This is a genomic window from Gordonia polyisoprenivorans, from assembly GCF_017654315.1.
GTDB classification, from domain to species: domain Bacteria; phylum Actinomycetota; class Actinomycetes; order Mycobacteriales; family Mycobacteriaceae; genus Gordonia; species Gordonia polyisoprenivorans_A.
The window spans coordinates 5,078,495-5,094,701 of sequence record NZ_CP072203.1 but is presented as its reverse complement, the minus strand read 5'-3'; the positions used below and the strand labels follow the sequence as shown (position 1 = coordinate 5,094,701).

14 protein-coding genes are annotated in these 16,207 nt (G+C 68.2%); 11 read left to right on the top strand and 3 right to left on the bottom strand.

What is annotated here, in order from left to right:
- The first annotated feature begins 2 nt into the window (after window positions 1-2).
- The 5 genes from J6U32_RS22820 (at window position 3) to J6U32_RS22800 (ending at window position 8,257) form a co-directional block, all read left to right on the top strand.
- The gene (locus J6U32_RS22820; RefSeq protein ID WP_208792258.1) at window positions 3-1,295 is read left to right on the top strand and encodes a glycosyltransferase family 4 protein; all 1,293 of its coding nucleotides are present in this window, start codon (window positions 3-5) and stop codon (window positions 1,293-1,295) included.
- Complete coding sequence (locus tag J6U32_RS22815) at window positions 1,289-2,002, top strand: class I SAM-dependent methyltransferase (protein ID WP_208792257.1); 714 nt, start codon at window positions 1,289-1,291, stop codon at window positions 2,000-2,002. The genes J6U32_RS22820 and J6U32_RS22815 overlap by 7 nt, the downstream gene beginning before the upstream one ends.
- On the top strand, window positions 1,999-3,039 hold the full coding sequence (locus J6U32_RS22810; protein ID WP_208792256.1) for a prenyltransferase: 1,041 nt from the start codon (window positions 1,999-2,001) through the stop codon (window positions 3,037-3,039). Before J6U32_RS22815 ends, J6U32_RS22810 begins: the two co-directional genes overlap by 4 nt.
- A gap of 341 nt (window positions 3,040-3,380) precedes the next feature.
- Window positions 3,381-7,346 carry an AAA family ATPase gene (locus tag J6U32_RS22805; RefSeq protein WP_208792255.1) on the top strand — a complete coding sequence of 1,322 codons (3,966 nt, stop codon included), beginning with the start codon at window positions 3,381-3,383 and terminating at the stop codon, window positions 7,344-7,346.
- A 56-nt stretch (window positions 7,347-7,402) separates the two neighbouring features.
- On the top strand, window positions 7,403-8,257 hold the full coding sequence (locus J6U32_RS22800; RefSeq protein ID WP_208792254.1) for an LLM class F420-dependent oxidoreductase: 855 nt from the start codon (window positions 7,403-7,405) through the stop codon (window positions 8,255-8,257).
- A 129-nt stretch (window positions 8,258-8,386) separates the two neighbouring features.
- On the opposite strand, the gene J6U32_RS22795 is transcribed toward J6U32_RS22800, so the two are convergent.
- Window positions 8,387-8,983 (bottom strand): TetR/AcrR family transcriptional regulator, encoded by a 597-nt coding sequence (locus J6U32_RS22795; protein ID WP_208792253.1) that lies wholly within the window; start codon window positions 8,981-8,983, stop codon window positions 8,387-8,389.
- 111 nt (window positions 8,984-9,094) lie between these two features.
- Between J6U32_RS22795 and J6U32_RS22790 the strand changes: the two genes are divergently transcribed.
- From J6U32_RS22790 to J6U32_RS22780, 3 genes are read left to right on the top strand one after another with little or no spacing between them, the layout of a single operon-like run.
- Window positions 9,095-10,468, top strand: coding sequence for a flavin-containing monooxygenase (locus J6U32_RS22790; RefSeq protein WP_208792252.1), 1,374 nt, complete (start codon window positions 9,095-9,097; stop codon window positions 10,466-10,468).
- On the top strand, window positions 10,465-11,436 hold the full coding sequence (locus J6U32_RS22785; RefSeq protein WP_208792251.1) for an alpha/beta hydrolase: 972 nt from the start codon (window positions 10,465-10,467) through the stop codon (window positions 11,434-11,436). Before J6U32_RS22790 ends, J6U32_RS22785 begins: the two co-directional genes overlap by 4 nt.
- Window positions 11,433-12,188, top strand: coding sequence for an SDR family NAD(P)-dependent oxidoreductase (locus tag J6U32_RS22780; protein WP_208792250.1), 756 nt, complete (start codon window positions 11,433-11,435; stop codon window positions 12,186-12,188). The genes J6U32_RS22785 and J6U32_RS22780 overlap by 4 nt, the downstream gene beginning before the upstream one ends.
- Window positions 12,189-12,207: 19 nt before the next feature.
- On the opposite strand, the gene J6U32_RS22775 is transcribed toward J6U32_RS22780, so the two are convergent.
- A complete protein-coding gene (locus tag J6U32_RS22775; RefSeq protein ID WP_006367791.1) occupies window positions 12,208-12,906 on the bottom strand; it encodes a class I SAM-dependent methyltransferase in 699 nt (232 codons plus the stop codon).
- A gap of 72 nt (window positions 12,907-12,978) precedes the next feature.
- On the opposite strand from J6U32_RS22775, the gene J6U32_RS22770 reads away from it, so the two are divergent.
- The 3 genes from J6U32_RS22770 to J6U32_RS22760 are packed head-to-tail and all read left to right on the top strand — an operon-like array spanning window position 12,979 to window position 15,223.
- Window positions 12,979-13,947: an NADPH:quinone oxidoreductase family protein gene (locus tag J6U32_RS22770; protein ID WP_208792249.1), complete on the top strand. Its 969-nt coding sequence runs from the start codon at window positions 12,979-12,981 to the stop codon at window positions 13,945-13,947.
- 11 nt (window positions 13,948-13,958) lie between these two features.
- Window positions 13,959-14,228 (top strand): DUF2277 family protein, encoded by a 270-nt coding sequence (locus J6U32_RS22765; RefSeq protein ID WP_006367793.1) that lies wholly within the window; start codon window positions 13,959-13,961, stop codon window positions 14,226-14,228.
- A gap of 35 nt (window positions 14,229-14,263) precedes the next feature.
- A complete protein-coding gene (locus J6U32_RS22760; RefSeq protein WP_208792248.1) occupies window positions 14,264-15,223 on the top strand; it encodes a hypothetical protein in 960 nt (319 codons plus the stop codon).
- 16 nt (window positions 15,224-15,239) lie between these two features.
- On the opposite strand, the gene J6U32_RS22755 is transcribed toward J6U32_RS22760, so the two are convergent.
- Complete coding sequence (locus tag J6U32_RS22755; protein ID WP_208792247.1) at window positions 15,240-16,166, bottom strand: amidohydrolase family protein; 927 nt, start codon at window positions 16,164-16,166, stop codon at window positions 15,240-15,242.
- Between the last annotated feature and the right edge of the window lie 41 nt (window positions 16,167-16,207).

Sequence of the window (16,207 nt, the reverse complement as noted above, 5' to 3'; positions counted from 1 at the left end):
ACGTGCGCGTCGCACTGCTCTCCTACCGGAGCAAACCGCATTGCGGGGGACAAGGGGTTTACGTCCGGCATCTGAGCCGCGAACTCGCGTTACTCGGGCACGAGGTCGAGATCTTCTCCGGCCAGCCGTATCCGGACCTCGACCAGGCCGCCCTCGACGCCGGTGTGCGTCTGACCAAGGTGCCCAGCCTCGGCCTGTACGACGAGCCCGACCCGTTCCGCACGCCGCGTCCGGGCGAGTACCGGGACTGGATCGACGCGCTCGAGGTGGGGTCGATGTGGACGGCCAGCTTCGGTGAACCACTGACCTTCAGCCTGCGGGTGGCCCGGTTGCTCGCCGATCGCCGCGACGACTTCGACATCGTGCACGACAACCAGTGCCTCGGCTACGGCCTGCTGCAGATCCAGAAGGCCGGATTCCCGCTGATCGCCACCATCCATCACCCCATCACCCGCGACCGCACGCTCGCGGTCAAGGCTGCCAAAGGGTGGCGCAAGATCACCGCGTGGCGCTGGCATTCGTTCCTGCGCATGCAGGGGCGGGTATCGCGGCGCATTCCCGAGCTGTTGACCGTCTCGCGCAGCAGCGAGGTCGACATCCGCAAGGCCTTCGACATCCCGTCGGGTCGCATCACCACCATTCCGCTCGGCGTCGACACCGAGGTCTTCCGACCGGCCGACCAGCGGGTTGCGGGTCGGGTGGTGTCCATCGCGAGCGCCGACGCCCCGCTCAAGGGTGTGTCGTATCTACTCGAGGCCATCGCCAAACTCGCCTCCGAACGTGACGTCACGCTGACCCTGGTGTCGAAACTCGACCCCGAGGGGCCCTCGGCCAAGCTCATCGAGGAACTCGCGATCGGCGACCGGGTCGAGGTCGTCTCCGGGCTCACCGACGAGGAGGTGGCGCACCTGCTCGCCTCCGCCGAAGTGGCATGTGTGCCCTCGCTCTACGAAGGATTCTCACTGCCCGCGGTCGAGGCGATGAGCTGCGGCACCCCACTGGTCGCCACCCGCGCCGGCGCCATCCCGGAGGTCGTCGGCACCGACGGCAGCGCCGCCCGCCTGGTACCGCCCCGGGATTCGGGCAAGCTCGCCCAGGAGATCGGGCGGTTGCTCGACGACGCCGACCTGCGCGCCGCGATGGGCGCCGCGGGGCGCGCCCGCGTCGAGGAACGCTACAGCTGGGCGGCCGTGGCCGCGAAGACCGCCGAGCACTATCAGACGGTATTGGACAGGACGGGGCTTGAGTCAACAGGGCTCGATCGGATGACCACGAAGGAGACGAGTGCGTGCTGACAGTTGATTTCGACCTGCTGGGCGTGGGGCCGCAGACCAAGGCGATCGACATCGGGGCGGGGCAGGGCAGGCATTCGTTCGAGATGTTCCGGCGTGGCGCCGACGTGATCGCCTTCGATCAGTCCGAGTCCGACATGGCCGATGTGGCCGAGATGTTCGACGCAATGATGGCCGAGGGGCACGTGCCCGCCGAGGCCAAGGCGCGCGCCGAGGTCGGTGACGCGCTTCGACTCCCGTACGCCGACAACACCTTCGACGTCGTGCTGATGTCGGAGATCCTCGAGCACATCCCGACCGACGAAGGCGCCATCGCCGAGATGGTGCGGGTGCTGCGTCCCGGCGGTGTCGCCGCGGTGACCGTGCCGCGGTATTGGCCGGAGAAGGTGTGCTGGGCGCTCTCGGATGCCTACCACGAGGTCGAGGGCGGCCACGTGCGCATCTACAAGGCCTCCGAGCTGGCCGGCAAACTCGAGGCCGCGGGCCTCGAGGTCACCGGCACCGACCACGCCCACGCACTGCACGCGCCGTACTGGTGGCTCAAGTGTGCTGTCGGCATCGAGAACAACGACAACGTGCTGGTCAAGGGCTATCACCAACTGTTGGTGTGGGACATGATGAGCAAGCCGTGGTTGACGCGGGTCGGCGAGCAGGTGTTGAACCCGGTCATCGGCAAGTCGGTCGCCCTGTATCTACGCAAGCCAGAATGAGTCGGGTCACACCGGCGATCGCCGGTGTGCTGACGGCCGAGCAGGTCACCGCGACCGGGGCGGCCATCGTCGGCATGCAGGAGGACTCCGGTGCTCTGCCGTGGTTCCCCGGCGGACAAACCGACCCCTGGGATCACATCGAGTCGGCGATGGCGCTGAGCGTCACAGGCTTCCTCGCCGAGGCCGAGGCCGCCTACGACTGGTCGCGGCGTCACCAACGGCCCGACGGCTCGTGGCCGATCCGCACGGTGTGCGGGACGGTCGCCGATCACGGCATCGACTCCAACTTCTGCGCCTACATCTCGGTCGGCGTCTGGCATCACTACATGATCACCGGCGACACCGCGTTCCTCGAGCGGATGTGGCCGACGGTGTGGTCGGCGATCGACCTCATCTGTCGCTTCCAGCGGCCCGACGGCGCCTTCCGGTGGGGCGGTGACCACCGCACGCACACGATGTTCGACGAAGCCCTCCTCACCGGCAACGCGAGCATCCACCACGCCCTCGACTGCGCGATCCGCATCGCCGCGGAGGTCGACCAGCCCGACGACGAGTGGGTGCGTGCGCTCGCGGCACTCGGGGAGGCCTTCCGCGAACGGATCGAGGTCTTCGAGGACCCGTCGGAGCATTCGATGGACTGGTACTACCCGGTGCTCGGCGGCGCGCTGCGCGGTCGCGCCGGCCAGGAGCTCATCGCGCGGCGCTGGGACGAATTCGTGGTGCCCGGCAAGGGCGTGCGCTGCGTCGACCACCGCCCGTGGGTGACCGGGGCCGAGACCTCGGAGCTGGCACTGGCCCTCGACGCTCTCGGCGACACCGCCGACGCCGTCGAACTGATCGCCTCGATCCAGCACCTGCGCGATCCCGACGGCTCGTACTGGACCGGCCTGGTCTTCGCCGACGGCAAACGCTGGCCGGTCGAGAAGAGCTGCTGGACCTCCGCGGCGGTCGTGCTCGCTGCCGACGCGGTCAGCCGGGCGTCGGCGGCCAACGGGATCTTCCGCGACGTCGGCAGTTGGATGGCTGCTCGGCGCTGAGGCGGTGCGCCCCGAGGGGGTCGCCCTGAGCGGACTGCCGCCTTCTCTCGAATGCGCTCTCGCCGCCGCCCCACGTCGGCGACGAGAGCGCATCCCCCGACACTCGACCCGGTGGTCGCGACACCGACCGGGGAGTGACCTCAGTCAAATCGACCGTGCTGGGTCCATGCCACCGGTGGACCGGACTTCCGCCGAAAACCGCTGGTAAGGTCATTGCACGAGTTTTCCGGACCGGAAAACCGGAACCGGATGGGCGGATGTGACCAAACTCTGATTTGTCGTCGGGCTGCCTGGTTCGTAGATTCGCAGGGAACCCGAGACCCGGGGGAGGGGGAGTACCAGTGACGACGCGTCTGTCGGACGCGTCCGCGGTCGACGGCCCCGGACGCTTCGGTTCCCAGCTGCTCGCGTTGTTCACCGCGGCCGGATCGCCGACGCTCGCCGCCACCATCGCGGGCGCCGCCCGCATCGCCCCCGGGCGTGGCGAGGTGTCGGTGCAACGCCTCTCCGACTGGCGTCGAGGACGTCACCTCCCAGCCCGGTTCGAGACACTCGAACCCGTACTCGCGTGGCTCATCCTCCAAGCCCAGTCGCGCGGAGCCGATACGCCGTCGTTGAGTGACTGGCGACGCTGGTGGTCGGCGGCCAGTGGCACCCGCACCCGCGACGCGGGTACGTCGAAGGGTCGCGCGGCCGAGCCGATCCCGACGCTCGCCAGTCCGTATCCGGGACTCGGGGTGATGACCGCCGACGACCGCGACGTCTTCTTCGGCCGCGACCGCGTCCTCGACGAACTCGCGGCCCTCATCGGAGCCGCCGACCGCGACCGCGAGTTCTCGCCGGCGATCGTGCTCGTCACCGGCGTCTCGGGGGCGGGAAAATCGTCATTGTTGCGCGCGGGACTCGCCCGGCTCGCCGAACGTCCCGAGAACGGCTGGGAAGTGCGTGCGCGACCGGCCGTCGCGCTGCTCGACGACGCCGACGGAGAGGGTGCCGAGGGCGCGGGAGGCGACGAGCCCGCCGAACAACCCAACGTCGAACAACCCGACGCCAACCCCGACACCGGACTCGAGGACCAGGCCGCCCCGGCCACGCCGACGCTGACCGTGCAGGTGGTGGATCAGCTCGAGCAGGTGCTGGTCGGGCAGTCACGTCACGCGCCGCGCGTGCAGCAGCTGATGGAGGCGTTGACCGGGCTCGCATCGGAGCCGGGAACCGTGGTCGTGGTCGGGGCCCGCGCCGACATGTACGAGATGGCCTCCACGCTCGAGCCGGTCGCCTCGGCGTGGCAACACCGGTCCATCGTGGTGCCGCCGATGACCGACACCGAACTCGAAGAGGTCATCGCCGCGCCCGCACGGGTGTCGGGAATCCGCGTCGACAAGGGCCTCGCCCCGACCATCCTGTCCGATCTGCGCGGCCTGACCGGGCGGCGCGGCCCGGTCGAGGACCGCGCCGGGCAGCTCCCGCTGGTGGCCCACGTGCTGTCGGTGATGTGGGCAACCCGTGCGGGCGCCACGCTCACGGTCAGCGGCTATCACGCGGCGGGTGGGGTCTCCTCGGCCATCGCCGAATCCGCAGAGGCCATGTGGCAGGCCCTGACACCGGCCCACCGAGTCACCGCGCAGCGGGTGTTGCTCTCGCTGATCCACATCTCCGACGGGGTGACCGCTCGTCGGCCGCGCCCACTCGCCGACCTCGTCGCCCTCGGTGACGATCGCGCCGGCACGGTCGCGGTGATCGAGGCGCTATCGGAGTCACGCCTCGTCACCGTCTCCGACCAGCAGGTCCAGATCATCCACGACGTCGTGCTCAGTGCCTGGCCGCGCCTGAGCGAACTGATCGAACGCACCCGTGACAGCGCTCCGGTTCTCGAGCGCGTCACCTCCGATGCCACTGAGTGGGACCGTCAGGGCCGCGACACGTCGTTGCTCTACAACTCGACGCGCTACGAGTGGGCCGCGCAGGTGGCCGACGACCCGGTGCTCGGCTCGGTGGCTCGCGACTTCCTCGACACCGGCCGCCACCACATCGACACCCAACGCCGCCGCCGGCGATGGGCGATCGCTTCGGTCTCGCTGCTCGCGGTGATCTCGGTGGTCGCCGCGGGGGTGGCCATCTTCTCCAACGTCGCGCTGGCCCGCGAGAGCGACAATGCGCGGTTCTCGGCGCTGCTGTCCTCGGCGGGGCGGCTGGCCCAGACCGATCCCGGCCTCGCCGCCCAACTCGCGGTGGGGGCGTGGCGCATCCACCCCGACAACCCGCTGGCGCGGATGCGGGTGCTTCAGACACAACAGCTTCCGTTGCCGATCTCGGCACGACAGGGCCACCAGGGGTCGGTGTACGACCTGGGCCTGACCTCCGGCGGGTCGGGAGGCAGATTGCTGGCGACGGCCAGTTACGACCGCTCGGTGCGCCTGTGGCGCGCCGACAACCCGCGCGACATCGTGGCGGCGGGCCCGGCGCTGCGCGGTTACGGCTCCTTTGTCACCTCGGTCGATTTCCGGCCCGGCTCGCCGACCCTGGCCTCGGCCGACGGCGAGGGCAAGATCGCGGTGTGGGACATCGCCGACGTCACCCATCCGGTGCGGACCCAGACGTTGCAGTCGCCGTACGGCACCGGGACGTCCTACATCCTGCGGTACGACCACACCGGCCGGGTGCTCGCGACCACCCACGACAACGGGGTCGTCACCTTGTGGGACACCACCGCGCCCGGCGGGTACCGCGCGGTGTCGGCGATCCGCGATCACACCGGTCCGGTCCGGACGGTCGCGCTGTCGCCGACCCGACCGGTGCTCGTCGCCGGTTCCGACGACGGCACCATCAGCCTCTCCGACATCGCCGATCCGGCTGCGCCGGTCCATCTCTCGGACCTGCGCGACGGTATCGACAGCGGGTGGCATTCGGTGGCGATCTCACCCGACGGCACGCTGCTTGCGGCCGGCCGGGACGACGGGACGGTCGCGGTGTGGAACATCGCCGATCCGCGCTCGCCGATCGCGTTGGGCCGCGTCCGGGCGCACGGCGCGGCGATCTGGTCGGTCGGATTCTCCGCCGATGGCCGGTCGTTGATCTCGTCCGGTCTCGACGGATTCGCGCGTCGCTGGGACGTCGGCACCGCTGGGACATCGGCATCGGCCGATCTGCTCACCGAACTCGGTGTGCCGATGCGAACCTCCGGCGGTGCGTTCTTCACCGCCCGTGAGATCGCCCCACAGGTGATCCTGACCGCCGGTGGCGCCGGGACGATCCAGGCCTGGGATATCCCGGCGTCACCTCAGCCCGCGCATTCGCTGCCCATCACCCAGACCTCGGTCAGCCCGGATGGCACGACCTTGGCCACCAGCGCCGCCGACCAGACGATCGCGCTGTGGAATCTGCCGCGTGGCCGGGCGCCGACCGAACTGTCGCGGATCTCCTCGCAACCGCGGCCCAGTGGTGGGTATGTGACCGCGTTCAACCGGACGGGCACCATTCTCGCGAGCGCGTTCACCGGTGGCGGCGAGGTCGATCTCTACGACATCTCCGATCGCCGGGCGCCGCGCCGTCTGGTGACGCTTCCGGTACAGACCCGCCACACCTTCCCGCTGGCCTTTGACCCGACGAGGGATCTGCTGGTCACCGGCAGCAACGACAACTCGATCCAGTTGTGGGACGTCGCCGACCCGCATGCGCCACGGATGCTCGGACAGCCGTTCGCCACCGCGGACGGCTTCATCGAGGACGTCCAATTCAACCCCGACGGTGGTGATCTCGTCGTCGCCGACGCCGCACATCGCATCACACGGTGGGATATCGACGACCCCCAGAATCCCCACCTGGCACAACAGATGGCCTCGCACACCAGTGCGGTCAATGCGGCCGTGTTCAGCCCCGACGGACGTTACATCTACGGTGGCGCCGACGACCAGACCATCTCGGTGACCGCGGTCGGTTCCGAATCGACTGCGCGCGTGCGCGTTCCGGCCGGCGTCCGGGTGACGTCGTTGTCGGTGTCGGCCGACGGCGCGACCCTGGTGGTGGGCGCCGACCTGAGCGTGCAGCTGTGGGACATCTCGACGCCCGATGCGCCGAAGCCGATTGCGCGCGACGAGTCGATCACCGCCGAATCGGCGTACGTCCGCGAGCCGATGATCGCGCCCAACGACGTCATCTATGCGGGCGGCCGATCCGATCTGCAGTGGTGGACGATCGACGCCGGAGCCGTCGCGAGCCGCGTCTGCGCGGCCGACAATCACATCGATCGCGGCACGTGGGACGAATTCGCCGAGGGCGTCGCGTACCCCGACGTCTGCCCCGGCTGAAGTAAAACGAGAACTTGTTCTAGACAGGTGTCCAGGCCTGTGTCTAAGGTGAGGGCATGGATTTCGGGATCGTGCAGTTCACCAGCGACCGCGGCCTGACGCCGCAGGTCCTGGCCCCGCTCATCGAAGAGGCCGGGTTCGCGTCGTATTTTGTGCCCGAGCACGGGCACATCCCGACCCGCCGCGATGCGGCGCATCCGCGAACCGGTGATTCCTCGTTGCCCGACGATCGCTACATGCGTACCCTCGACCCCTGGACCACGCTGGCCGCGGCCGCTGCGGTCACCGAGCGGATCAGGCTCGCCACGGCGGTCGCGCTACCGGTGCAGTCCGATCCGATCACCCTCGCCAAGACCCTCGCCACCCTCGATCACCTGTCCGGCGGACGGCTGACGCTCGGTGTCGGATTCGGTTGGAACCTCGACGAATTGGCCGATCACAAGGTGCCGCCGAAGCTGCGGCGGACGATGTTGCGTGAATACCTCGAGGCCATGCGCGCGCTCTGGACCGACGAGGAGGCCGAATACCACGGTGACTTCGTCGATTTCGGGCCCAGCTGGGCATGGCCCAAGCCACAGGCGCACATCCCCACGCTCGTCGGCGCCGCAGGCAACGAGAAGAACTTCCGATGGATCGCCCGCAGCGCCGACGGCTGGATCACCACGCCGGGTGAAGAGGACATCGAGGGCTCGGTGGGCCTGCTGCACCGGATCTGGTCCGACGCCGGCCGTGACGGCGCGCCGGAGGTCGTCGTCCTCGACTTCAAGCCGGTCGCCGAGAAGCTGGAGAAGTGGCGCGAGATCGGGGTCACGCAGGTCCTGTACGGCCTCCCCGACGACTCGGTGGAACGCGCCCGCGGCTACCTCGCCAAACTCGCCGGCAAGCTCGGTCTCGCCCCTGCCGTCGTGTAGCCCTTTCCCGCCGACAGCGCCCTCCCCATCGCCGACGGCGCTCTCCACCTCGCCGACCGCGCTCTCCACCTCGTCGACCGCGCTCTCCTCCCCGCCGACAGCGCCCCTCTCCCCGTCGACAGCGCTCCTTTACGGCGCGGCCGCGAGCCCCGGGATGACGAAGCGCTCGACCTGTCGTCGCACCGACGCCGGGTCGTCGGCGTCGACGGTGGTGCCGGGAACGGTGCCGAGGCTGATGAGAATGCGGGCCACCCACTCCGATACCTCGACGGCGTCGTGATCGGGGTGTACCTGTCCGGTCTCGATCGCCGCGTCGACGAATGGTCTCCAGAACAGTGCGAGGTCGGGGACGAGGGCGCTGACGCCCACGCCCGCGCACGCGGCGAATTCCTCCGGCTCCTCCGTGCGCAGCCGCAGCAGCAGTGTTCCGGGGTCGTCGTAGGCGCCGCGGCCGATTCGGACGCCTGCCACGAGTTGCGCGGTGAAGTCGCCCAGTGTTTCGAGTTCGACGCGCGCGTCGCTCCAGAACGAATCGGTGAGCCGCACGATCGTCGCCCCGACCATCGACTGCTTGTCGGGGAAGTGTCGGTAGAGCCACGCCCGCGACACCCCGGCGACGTCGGCGACCTGCTGCATCGTCGTGGCCCGAATGCCCTTGTCGGCGAGCAACTTCTCGGCCGCGTCGAGCAGGCGGTCGGCGACGCTGGTGGCCGGGGCGGGTGTCATGGTCACCAACTCTAACAACCGGAGTGGACAGTTTCGCCAAAGTGTTCACTGTGAGGCCTTGCGTGCGGTAGACAGATTCAGAGATCTGTCAACTATCCAAAAGGGGCTCCCATGCGCGATCTCCCGCGTACCGCCATCATCGGCGCCGGAATCAGCGGTCTGACATCGGGAAAGATGCTTACCGACTACGGCGTTCCGTATACCTGCTTCGAGAGTTCCGATCGGGTCGGCGGCAACTGGGCGTTCGGTAATCCCAACGGGCACTCCAGCGCTTACCGCTCGCTGCACATCGACACGTCCAAGCATCAGCTGTCGTTCCGCGATTTCCCCATGCCGTCGGAATACCCGGACTTCCCGCACCACACCCAGATCAAGCAGTACCTCGACGACTACACCGACGCCTTCGGTCTGCGCGAGAACATCGAGTTCGGAAATGGTGTCACCCACGCCCGTCGACTCGACGGCGGCGGGTGGGAGTTGTCGACCCAGCGCGGCGAGACGCGTCGCGTCGACCTGCTGGTCGTGGCCAACGGGCATCACTGGGATCCGCGGTGGCCGGACTTCCCGGGCGAATTCGCCGGTGACGAGATCCACTCCCATTCCTATATCGACCCGCGTACGCCGCTGGACTTCGCCGGTAAACGAATCCTGGTGGTGGGCTTGGGCAACAGTGCCGCCGACATCGCCGTCGAGCTGTCGTCCAAGGCGCTCGACACCACGGTCACCATCTCGACCCGGTCGAGCGCCTGGATCGTCCCCAAGTACTTCGCGGGCAAACCGGCCGACAAGTACTACCACACCTCGCCCTACATTCCGTTCTCGTGGCAGCGCAAGTTCACCCAGATCATGCAGCCGATGACCGCCGGGCGCCCCGAGGATTACGGACTGCCGACCCCGAATCACAAGTTCTTCGAAGCACATCCGACGCAGTCGGTCGAGCTGCCGCTGCGGCTCGGCTCCGGTGACGTCACCGCCAAGGGCAACATCGAGCGACTCGACGGCCACACCGTGCACTTCGCCGACGGTACGAGTGCCGACTTCGACGTGATCATCTACGCCACCGGATACAACATCACCTTCCCGTTCTTCGACCCCGACGTGATCAGCGCCCCCGACAACCACATCGACCTGTACAAGCGCATCTTCCATCCGGGCATCGACGACGTCGTGTTCGCCGGGTTCGCCCAGTCCACGCCGACGCTGTTTCCGTTCGTGGAATGCCAGGCCAGGGTCATCGGTGCCTATGCAGTCGGACAGTACCGACCGCCGTCGGTGCCGCAGATGCGCGAGACCATTGCGTCCGACCAGCAGTACTTCACCGGGCACATGCTGCACACGGCAAGGCACACACAGCAACTCGACCACTATCTCTACGAACACAACATCCGTACCAAAGAACTGCCCGCCGGGCGTGCGCGTGCCGCGGAGCAGGGGCCCGTCCGCTGGGCGGGCGTCGACGCCGCGCCGCTGCAGGAGGCACGATGACCACCGCCGACACCGACCGTCGCACCGCGCGTTTCGAGTCCGTACGATTCGATTCTGACGGAACCGGTTGCGACGCCTGGTTCTTCGCACCCACCGGCACCGCATTCGCCACCGACGCAGGAGTGCCGGTGGTGGTGATGGCCCACGGCTTCTGTGGTACCAAGGATTCCGGGCTCGAGCCGTTCGCGCGACGCCTGGCCGACGCCGGTCTGGCGGTGTTCGCGTTCGACTACCGGAACTTCGGACTCTCCGATGGTGAACCGCGCCAACGGGTCTCGATGTCCGGTCAGGCCGCCGACTACCATGCCGCCATCGACGCCGCCGGCCGTCAGCCCGGTGTGGACGCCTCCCGGATCGTCCTGTGGGGGCTGTCGCAATCCGGCGGGCACGTGTTGATCGTGGCAGCCGAACGTGCGCGGACGGGACGCGACGACGTGGCCGCCGTCATCTCGGCGGTGCCGATGGTCAGCGGGCTTGCGGCCGGTGTTCACCATTACCCGCAGGTGGGTGCGGTCTCGATGTTGCGATCCACGGCCGTCGGCATCGGCAGTGCGTTGGGCGCCAGACTTGGGCGCGACCCGGTGATGATGCCGGTCGTCGGCAAGCCCGGTGACAAGGCCGCGCTGACCAGTGACGGTTACCTGGAGAGTTACCTCGCGATCGCCGGCCCCAGCTGGCGCAACGAGGTCGACGCGTCGATCGGCTTGGAGCTCAGCTCATTTCGCGCCGACAAGGCCGCGCCCGATGTGGCCGCGCCGGTCCTCATGCAGATCGCCGACCTCGATCGGGGAGCGCCGCCCCACGCGGCGGCCAAGGCCGGGTTCGCCGCGCGCGCCGAGATTCGGCACTACCCGTGTGACCACTTCGGGATCTTCGCCGAGGTTCAGGATTCGTGGTTCGATCCGGTCGTGTCCCACCAGATCCTGTTCCTGACACGCCATCTCGCCACCTCGGCGGTGACCGCGTGAGTACGGCGCTGGTGATCGGCGGCGCGTCGGGCATCGGAAAGGCCACCGCGCGAAGGCTGCACGAGGACGGCCATCGCGTCGTCGTCGCCGACGTCAATGCCGATGCCGCGTCGGCAACTGCCGCCGAACTGGGAGGAACCGCGACCGCGGTGCACCTCGATGTCACCGACGAGGCCTCTGTCGCTGCAGGTTTCGACGGTCTGGACGACCTCACGACCGTCGTCAACTGCGCAGGGCTGTCGATGCCGGGAGCGCTCACCGACCTGGAGTTGACGGCGTGGCAGACGACCGTCGACGTCTGTCTGACCGGAACGTTCCTTGTGCTCAAGTATGCGGGACGCCATGTCGCCCAGGGTGGTTCGATCGTCTGCGTGGCCTCGCTCAACGGCCGCCAGCCCGGTGCCGGGATGGGGTCGTACTGTGCAGCGAAGGCCGGGGTGCTGATGCTCGTCGAGGTGGCCGCCCTCGAACTCGCCGAGCGTGGGATTCGCGTCAATGCCGTCTCGCCCGGACTCGTCGACACACCGCTGACCGCCGGCATCGCCTTCGTCCCCGGGCTGACCGAGGAGTACATCGAGAACACGCCGTTGGGTCGGGCGGGTACTCCCGAGGACATCGCCGCGACGATCGCGTTCCTCACCTCCCCGGCGTCGGGGTGGATGACCGGTGCCGCAATCGATCTCAACGGCGGCGCGCACCTGCAGCGCTATCCGGACGTGTTGGGTAAGGTGCGGGCACTCGCAGGCGGGTGATCCGGGTGTTCGGCGGCGGTCAGCCCCGCGGCAACGGGGCCCCGACCTCGCCGGAGTCGCGTCGCAGGACGCGCAACGAACCCTCCGCGCGGACCTCGGTGAACTGTCCGGTCTCCAAGGCCTGGCAATAGATCTCGTAGGGGGGCCGCCCGCCGTCGGCAGGGTCGGGGAACACGTCGTGGATCAGCAGCGCGCCACCGATGCGCACCCACGGTGCCCACCCGTCGAGGTCGTTCTGCGCGGCCTCCATCGAATGGCCGCCGTCGATGAACACGAAGTCGGCGGGCTTGCCCCAGGCCCGGGCCGCCACCGTCGACGGCGCGAGCATCCCGATCACGGTCTGCTCGAGGCCGGCGTCGAACATCGTGCGCCGAAAGCGGGCCGAGGTGTCCAGCGTGCCCGAATGCGGATCGACCAGGGACTCGTCGTGATACTCCCAGCCGGGCTGATGCTCCTCGGAGCCACGGTGGTGGTCGACCGTGACGATCACCGCCCCTGCCGCCTCGGCCGCCGAGCCCAGGAACACCGTCGACTTGCCGCAATAGGTGCCGATCTCCACGCCGACCTTCGTCGAATCCGGTTGTGTCAGATACTCGCCGGCGATCTCGAACAGCGTCTGCGCCTCGTCGAGCGGCATGAAACCCGGCGCGTCGTCGGCGACCTGACGACGTTCGGGTGAAGGAGCGGAGAGCGGCTGCGATGCCGGCGAGGCGGTCATGAAAACCGATCCTAGGGCATCTCTGCGGTTACCGACCGAGCGATTGTTCTCCCCGGCGTAGGGTGGACAACCATGAAAGCTCAGGTGCTCACCGAAGAGTCCGGACCGTCCGCCCTCGAACTGACCGACGTCCCCGATCCAACGCCCGCCGAGGGCCAGGTCCTCGTCGACATCAAGTCGTGCGGGATCTGCTTCCCCGACCTGCTGATGAGTCAGGGGAAGTACCAGCTCCGCATGCCGACGCCGTTCACGCCCGGCACCGAGGTCGCCGGCGTGGTGCGCCAGGCGCCCGAGGGTGCCTCGGTGAAGGAGGGCGACAAGGTTCTCGTCGCGTCCATCGTCGGCGGCTTCGCCGAACAGTTGGCCGCCTCGCCCGAGCAGCTGCTGCCCCTGCCCGAGGGACTGACGTTCGATCAGGGCGCCGCTCTGGGCATCAACTATCAGACCGCGCTGTTCGCGCTGAAGTTGCGCGCACAGACCGCGCCCGGTGAGGTCGTCGGGGTACTCGGTGCCGCGGGTGGCGTCGGGACCGCGTCGATGATGGTGGCCAAGGCGATGGGCGCCAAGGTCATCGCGATCGTGCACCGCAAGGGTGCCGAGGAACTGCTGCGCAGCGCGGGCGCCGACGAGGTCATCCAGCTCGAAGAGGGCTGGGGAGCCGAACTGAAGAAGATCGCGCCCGAGGGCGTCGACGTGATGATCGACCCGTCCGGCGGCGGGGTGTTCGACGAGGCGCTGCGCCAGGTCGCCCCCGACGGTCGGTACGTGGTCATCGGATTCGCGGCCGGCGGTATCCCGACCGTCAAGCTGAACCGCGTGCTGTTCCGCAACATCGCCGTTGTCGGCGCCGCCTGGGGTGAGTACGTGCGCACGCACCCGGGCGTGCCGGAACTGCTGCACGACGAGCTGACCGAGATGATCGCGGCGGGGCTGAGCCCGCAGGTCAACACCACCTACACCCTTGATCAGCTACCGACCGCATTGACCGATCTCGCCGAGGGGCGGATCCTGGGGAAAGCTGTCGTCCACATCGCCGATTGAGAGGTCACCTCATGTGCCGCAACATCACCGAATTGCGCGGACTCGAACCCGCGGCGACCGAGGAAGAGATCGAGGCAGCCGCGCGCCAGTACGTTCGCAAGGTGAGCGGCATACGTCATCCGTCGGCAGCCAACGCCGAGGTGTTCGAGGCGGCGGTCATCGCGGTGACCGCCGCCACGCGAACCCTGCTCGGTGAGCTCCCGGAGCGTCGCCAGCCGCCGAAAACCGTACCGCCGCTGCGGCGTCCGGAGGTCCGGGCGCGGATCGCGGCGCGGGGGTAGGGCTGCGGCGCAGTGATCGGAGACGGCGCGAGGTGATGATCAGGTGGACGCCCCCACTCAACGAGGTAGGGGTCCGGGCGCCGCTCGACGGCGTGATCAATCGCTGTGCTGACGTGGTGGTCTGGATTACGCAGACAGTGGTGTACACCACCGGGGTCGAGATGACCGTCGAGGTCCGAATCCGCAAGGACGCGATGACTTTTGACGGCGGGCTGTGGCTCGGGCGCGATGGTCGCCGCAGCTCCGTGGTTCCGTTGCTCGTCGGGTTCGAGTGGGCCGACGGAACGACCTCGTCCAATCTGCCGTCGCCGGAGTTGAACGCGGGTGGACTCGGGCGGTTCCGCGGCACAGCCGGCGCCCACGACGCCTCCTTCGCCTTCGGCCTCGACCACCTGCCGCCTCGCGGCGAGTCTGTACTCGTCACTGCGGCACCTTTCCTCGGACTTTCGGAACGAAAGATCACGTTCGACGCGGGAATCATCCTCGACGCCGCATCCCGTGTGGAGGTGCTCTGGCCCGATGATGGCCGCCCGATCCCGCGTGAGCGCGGTGACCGCGACGCGGTGCCGCGAATCCCGTCGACCGGGTGGTTCGCTGATCACTACGTGCAGGCGCCACCGAGGCCGGCGAGTGGGTATGCCGCCGTCGTCACGCTGGCAGACGGTGCGCCGAGGTATCCGGACGACTGGGTCGACGGCGCGCCGACCAACAGCACCGACCAGTCATGTGCAATCTGCGGAAGCGTCAATGTCGTCTGGGTACATCCACTCGACATCGACAGGACCAGGTATCGCGTTTATGGCAAAGGGCATTCGCTCCCCTCGTATTGGGCACTGTGCGAGGACTGCGAACAGATGTACCGCGCGGGCAATGACGACGCCGTGGTCGCAGTCATGGAGAAGTACTGGATATTCCAAGACACCGACGAACAGCTTCGTCAGGCGCTGTCCGTGTTTCGCAGGGCAGACAAAGGGGCTCGTCGTTTCTTGAGTTGAGTCTTCCGAGAGGGGCTCAGTTCACGCCGAACAACTCCGCCGCATTGCGATAGAGGACCCCGCGTACCCAGTCGTCGCCCAGATCCAGCCGCATGATCGCGTCGAGGGCGTGGGTGTAGGTGTAAGGGATGTTCGGGAAGTCGCTGCCGAACAAGATCTTTGGTCCCAGGTCGGCCAGCCGGGGTCGTAGCTCGGGTGGGTACGGCGCGTCGGCCTCGGAGAAGTCGGTGAACGACATCGTGGTGTCGAGTCGCACATTCTCGAATCGTTCGGCGAGACCGAGGAATTCCTCGTATTCCGGTGTGCCCATGTGCGCGATGATGAGCGGCAACGACGGGAATCGCTTGAGCAGCCGGGCGATGGGCTCGGGCCCGGTGTGGGTGCCCGGCGCCGGCCCGGAGCCGCAGTGGATGATCACCGGGACCTGCGCGTCGGCGATCTGCGACCACACCCCGTCGAGCAGTGGATCGAGTGGTGAAAAGGCGCCGACCTGGATGTGGCACTTGAAGACCCGGGTGCCCGCGACGATGGCCTTCGAGACGTAGGCGGTCGCCGGCTCCTCGGGGTAGAAGGTCGCGGTGTGCAGACAATCGGGGTGGTGGGCGGCGAAGTCGGCGGCCCATCCGTTGAGCCACTCGGCCATGTTCGGCTTGTGCGGATACACGAGTGACGAATACGCGCGAATGCCGAACGCCTGCAACGCAGCCACCCGGACGTCCTCGTCCGCTCGGTAGGTGATCGGCCATTCGCGTCCGACGAGCGGGCCTGCCGAGTCGAAGTACGCCCACACCTTGTCCATGACCGACCGCGGCATGAAGTGGGTGTGGACGTCGATCAGACCCGGCAGTCCCAACGTGCCCCAGATCGAGCGGACCCGTTGTGCCTCAGCCTCGCTGAACGGTGTCGGCGCGGAGGGATCTTGCTCGGGAACGACGCTGTTCATGCGTCGACGGTACCGCGCGCGACGCCACGGGTCACGGAGAG